The organism is Streptococcus sp. 9.1, assembly GCF_016648815.1.
Classification (GTDB): domain Bacteria; phylum Bacillota; class Bacilli; order Lactobacillales; family Streptococcaceae; genus Streptococcus; species Streptococcus salivarius_E.
This window is the reverse complement of the sequence record NZ_JACLQS010000029.1, coordinates 1-4922: the sequence shown is the minus strand read 5'-3', so window position 1 is coordinate 4922 and position 4922 is coordinate 1. Positions and strand designations below refer to the sequence as shown.

1 tRNA gene and 3 rRNA genes are annotated in these 4922 nt (G+C 49.7%); all 4 read left to right on the top strand.

Features of this window, described 5'->3' with window-relative positions:
• Position 1 precedes the first annotated feature (1 nt).
• The 4 genes from H7T93_RS09830 (at position 2) to rrf (ending at position 4921) form a co-directional block, all read left to right on the top strand.
• Positions 2-1549, top strand: a 16S ribosomal RNA gene (locus H7T93_RS09830).
• Positions 1550-1603: 54 nt separating this feature from the next.
• A tRNA-Ala gene (locus tag H7T93_RS09825) sits at positions 1604-1676 on the top strand.
• A 146-nt stretch (positions 1677-1822) separates the two neighbouring features.
• A 23S ribosomal RNA gene (locus H7T93_RS09820) occupies positions 1823-4722 on the top strand.
• An 83-nt stretch (positions 4723-4805) separates the two neighbouring features.
• Positions 4806-4921, top strand: a 5S ribosomal RNA gene (gene rrf / locus H7T93_RS09815).
• Together the 16S, 23S and 5S rRNA genes with 1 tRNA gene alongside form the textbook arrangement of a ribosomal RNA operon.
• Position 4922 lies beyond the last annotated feature (1 nt).

Sequence of the window (4922 nt, the reverse complement as noted above, 5' to 3'; positions counted from 1 at the left end):
TTTTAATGAGAGTTTGATCCTGGCTCAGGACGAACGCTGGCGGCGTGCCTAATACATGCAAGTAGAACGCTGAAGAGAGGAGCTTGCTCTTCTTGGATGAGTTGCGAACGGGTGAGTAACGCGTAGGTAACCTGCCTTGTAGCGGGGGATAACTATTGGAAACGATAGCTAATACCGCATAACAATGGGTGACACATGTCATTTATTTGAAAGGGGCAATTGCTCCACTACAAGATGGACCTGCGTTGTATTAGCTAGTAGGTGAGGTAACGGCTCACCTAGGCGACGATACATAGCCGACCTGAGAGGGTGATCGGCCACACTGGGACTGAGACACGGCCCAGACTCCTACGGGAGGCAGCAGTAGGGAATCTTCGGCAATGGGGGCAACCCTGACCGAGCAACGCCGCGTGAGTGAAGAAGGTTTTCGGATCGTAAAGCTCTGTTGTAAGTCAAGAACGAGTGTGAGAGTGGAAAGTTCACACTGTGACGGTAGCTTACCAGAAAGGGACGGCTAACTACGTGCCAGCAGCCGCGGTAATACGTAGGTCCCGAGCGTTGTCCGGATTTATTGGGCGTAAAGCGAGCGCAGGCGGTTTGATAAGTCTGAAGTTAAAGGCTGTGGCTCAACCATAGTTCGCTTTGGAAACTGTCAAACTTGAGTGCAGAAGGGGAGAGTGGAATTCCATGTGTAGCGGTGAAATGCGTAGATATATGGAGGAACACCGGTGGCGAAAGCGGCTCTCTGGTCTGTAACTGACGCTGAGGCTCGAAAGCGTGGGGAGCGAACAGGATTAGATACCCTGGTAGTCCACGCCGTAAACGATGAGTGCTAGGTGTTGGATCCTTTCCGGGATTCAGTGCCGCAGCTAACGCATTAAGCACTCCGCCTGGGGAGTACGACCGCAAGGTTGAAACTCAAAGGAATTGACGGGGGCCCGCACAAGCGGTGGAGCATGTGGTTTAATTCGAAGCAACGCGAAGAACCTTACCAGGTCTTGACATCCCGATGCTATTTCTAGAGATAGAAAGTTACTTCGGTACATCGGTGACAGGTGGTGCATGGTTGTCGTCAGCTCGTGTCGTGAGATGTTGGGTTAAGTCCCGCAACGAGCGCAACCCCTATTGTTAGTTGCCATCATTCAGTTGGGCACTCTAGCGAGACTGCCGGTAATAAACCGGAGGAAGGTGGGGATGACGTCAAATCATCATGCCCCTTATGACCTGGGCTACACACGTGCTACAATGGTTGGTACAACGAGTTGCGAGTCGGTGACGGCAAGCTAATCTCTTAAAGCCAATCTCAGTTCGGATTGTAGGCTGCAACTCGCCTACATGAAGTCGGAATCGCTAGTAATCGCGGATCAGCACGCCGCGGTGAATACGTTCCCGGGCCTTGTACACACCGCCCGTCACACCACGAGAGTTTGTAACACCCGAAGTCGGTGAGGTAACCTTTTGGAGCCAGCCGCCTAAGGTGGGATAGATGATTGGGGTGAAGTCGTAACAAGGTAGCCGTATCGGAAGGTGCGGCTGGATCACCTCCTTTCTAAGGAAAAACGGAATGTACTTGAGTTTCTTATTTAGTTTTGAGAGGTCTTGTGGGGCCTTAGCTCAGCTGGGAGAGCGCCTGCTTTGCACGCAGGAGGTCAGCGGTTCGATCCCGCTAGGCTCCATTGAATCGAAAGATTCAAGTATTGTCCATTGAAAATTGAATATCTATATCAAATTCCATATGTAATTAATTACATATAGATAGTAACAAGAAAATAAACCGAAACGCTGTGAATATTTAATGAGTTAGGTCGAAAGACCAAAATAAGGTTAAGTTAATAAGGGCGCACGGTGGATGCCTTGGCACTAGAAGCCGATGAAGGACGTGACTAACGACGAAATGCTTTGGGGAGCTGTAAGTGAGCAATGATCCAGAGATGTCCGAATGGGGGAACCCGGCAGGTAATGCCTGTCACTCATTACTGTTAAGGTAATGTAGAGGAAGACGCAGTGAACTGAAACATCTAAGTAGCTGCAGGAAGAGAAAGCAAAAGCGATTGCCTTAGTAGCGGCGAGCGAAACGGCAAGAGGGCAAACCGAAGAGTTTACTCTTCGGGGTTGTAGGACTGCAACGTGGACTTAAAGATTATAGAAGAACTACCTGGGAAGGTAGGCCAAAGAGAGTAATAGCCTCGTATTCGAAATAGTCTTTATACCTAGCAGTATCCTGAGTACGGCGAGACACGAGAAATCTCGTCGGAATCTGGGAGGACCATCTCCCAACCCTAAATACTCTCTAGTGACCGATAGTGAACCAGTACCGTGAGGGAAAGGTGAAAAGCACCCCGGGAGGGGAGTGAAATAGAACCTGAAACCGTGTGCCTACAACAAGTTCGAGCCCGTTAATGGGTGAGAGCGTGCCTTTTGTAGAATGAACCGGCGAGTTACGATATGATGCGAGGTTAAGTTGAAGAGACGGAGCCGTAGGGAAACCGAGTCTTAATAGGGCGCATTAGTATCATGTCGTAGACCCGAAACCATGTGACCTACCCATGAGCAGGTTGAAGGTGAGGTAAAACTCACTGGAGGACCGAACCAGGGCACGTTGAAAAGTGCTTGGATGACTTGTGGGTAGCGGAGAAATTCCAAACGAACTTGGAGATAGCTGGTTCTCTCCGAAATAGCTTTAGGGCTAGCGTCGATGTTAAGTCTCTTGGAGGTAGAGCACTGTTTGGGTGAGGGGTCCATCCCGGATTACCAATCTCAGATAAACTCCGAATGCCAACGAGATATAATCGGCAGTCAGACTGCGAGTGCTAAGATCCGTAGTCGAAAGGGAAACAGCCCAGACCACCAGCTAAGGTCCCAAAATATATGTTAAGTGGAAAAGGATGTGGGGTTGCACAGACAACTAGGATGTTAGCTTAGAAGCAGCTATTCATTCAAAGAGTGCGTAATAGCTCACTAGTCGAGTGACCCTGCGCCGAAAATGTACCGGGGCTAAAACATATTACCGAAGCTGTGGATACCTTTATAGGTATGGTAGGAGAGCGTTCTATGTGCGAAGAAGGTGTACCGTGAGGAGTGCTGGAGCGCATAGAAGTGAGAATGCCGGTATGAGTAGCGAAAGACAGGTGAGAATCCTGTCCACCGTAAGACTAAGGTTTCCAGGGGAAGGCTCGTCCGCCCTGGGTTAGTCGGGACCTAAGGAGAGACCGAAAGGTGTATCCGATGGACAACAGGTTGATATTCCTGTACTAGAGTATATAGTGATGGAGGGACGCAGTAGGCTAACTAAACCAGACGATTGGAAGTGTCTGGCCAAGCAGTGAGGTGTGATATGAGTCAAATGCTTATATCTATAACATTGAGCTGTGATGGGGAGCGAAGTTTAGTAGCGAAGTTAGTGATGTCACACTGCCGAGAAAAGCTTCTAGCGTTAATTATACTCTACCCGTACCGCAAACCGACACAGGTAGTCGAGGCGAGTAGCCTCAGGTGAGCGAGAGAACTCTCGTTAAGGAACTCGGCAAAATGGCCCCGTAACTTCGGGAGAAGGGGCGCTGACTTATGGTCAGCCGCAGTGAATAGGCCCAAGCAACTGTTTATCAAAAACACAGCTCTCTGCTAAATCGTAAGATGATGTATAGGGGGTGACGCCTGCCCGGTGCTGGAAGGTTAAGAGGAGTGCTTAGCAATAGCGAAGGTATGAATTGAAGCCCCAGTAAACGGCGGCCGTAACTATAACGGTCCTAAGGTAGCGAAATTCCTTGTCGGGTAAGTTCCGACCCGCACGAAAGGCGTAATGATTTGGGCACTGTCTCAACGAGAGACTCGGTGAAATTTTAGTACCTGTGAAGATGCAGGTTACCCGCGACAGGACGGAAAGACCCCATGGAGCTTTACTGCAGTTTGATATTGAGTATCTGTACCACATGTACAGGATAGGTAGGAGCCTATGACCTCGGGACGCCAGTTTCGAGTGAGGCGTTGTTGGGATACTACCCTTGTGTTATGGCTACTCTAACCCAGATAGGTTATCCCTATCGGAGACAGTGTCTGACGGGCAGTTTGACTGGGGCGGTCGCCTCCTAAAAGGTAACGGAGGCGCCCAAAGGTTCCCTCAGAATGGTTGGAAATCATTCGCAGAGTGTAAAGGTATAAGGGAGCTTGACTGCGAGAGCTACAACTCGAGCAGGGACGAAAGTCGGGCTTAGTGATCCGGTGGTTCCGCATGGAAGGGCCATCGCTCAACGGATAAAAGCTACCCTGGGGATAACAGGCTTATCTCCCCCAAGAGTTCACATCGACGGGGAGGTTTGGCACCTCGATGTCGGCTCGTCGCATCCTGGGGCTGTAGTCGGTCCCAAGGGTTGGGCTGTTCGCCCATTAAAGCGGCACGCGAGCTGGGTTCAGAACGTCGTGAGACAGTTCGGTCCCTATCCGTCGCGGGCGTAGGAAATTTGAGAGGATCTGCTCCTAGTACGAGAGGACCAGAGTGGACTTACCGCTGGTGTACCAGTTGTTCTGCCAAGAGCATCGCTGGGTAGCTATGTAGGGAAGGGATAAACGCTGAAAGCATCTAAGTGTGAAGCCTACCTCAAGATGAGATTTCCCATGATTTTATATCAGTAAGAGCCCTGAGAGATGATCAGGTTGATAGGTTAGAAGTGAAAGTGTGGTGACACATGTAGCGGACTAATACTAATAGCTCGAGGACTTATCCAAAGAAAGTAACTGAGACATATTGACAACGATTTGGTTTCTTGATACAGTATAGATATTCAATTTTGAGTTGAGAATACTCAGAGTTAAGTGATGATAGCCTAGGAGATACACCTGTTCCCATGCCGAACACAGAAGTTAAGCCCTAGTACGCCTGATGTAGTTGGGGGTTGCCCCCTGTTAGATACGGTAGTCGCTTAGCG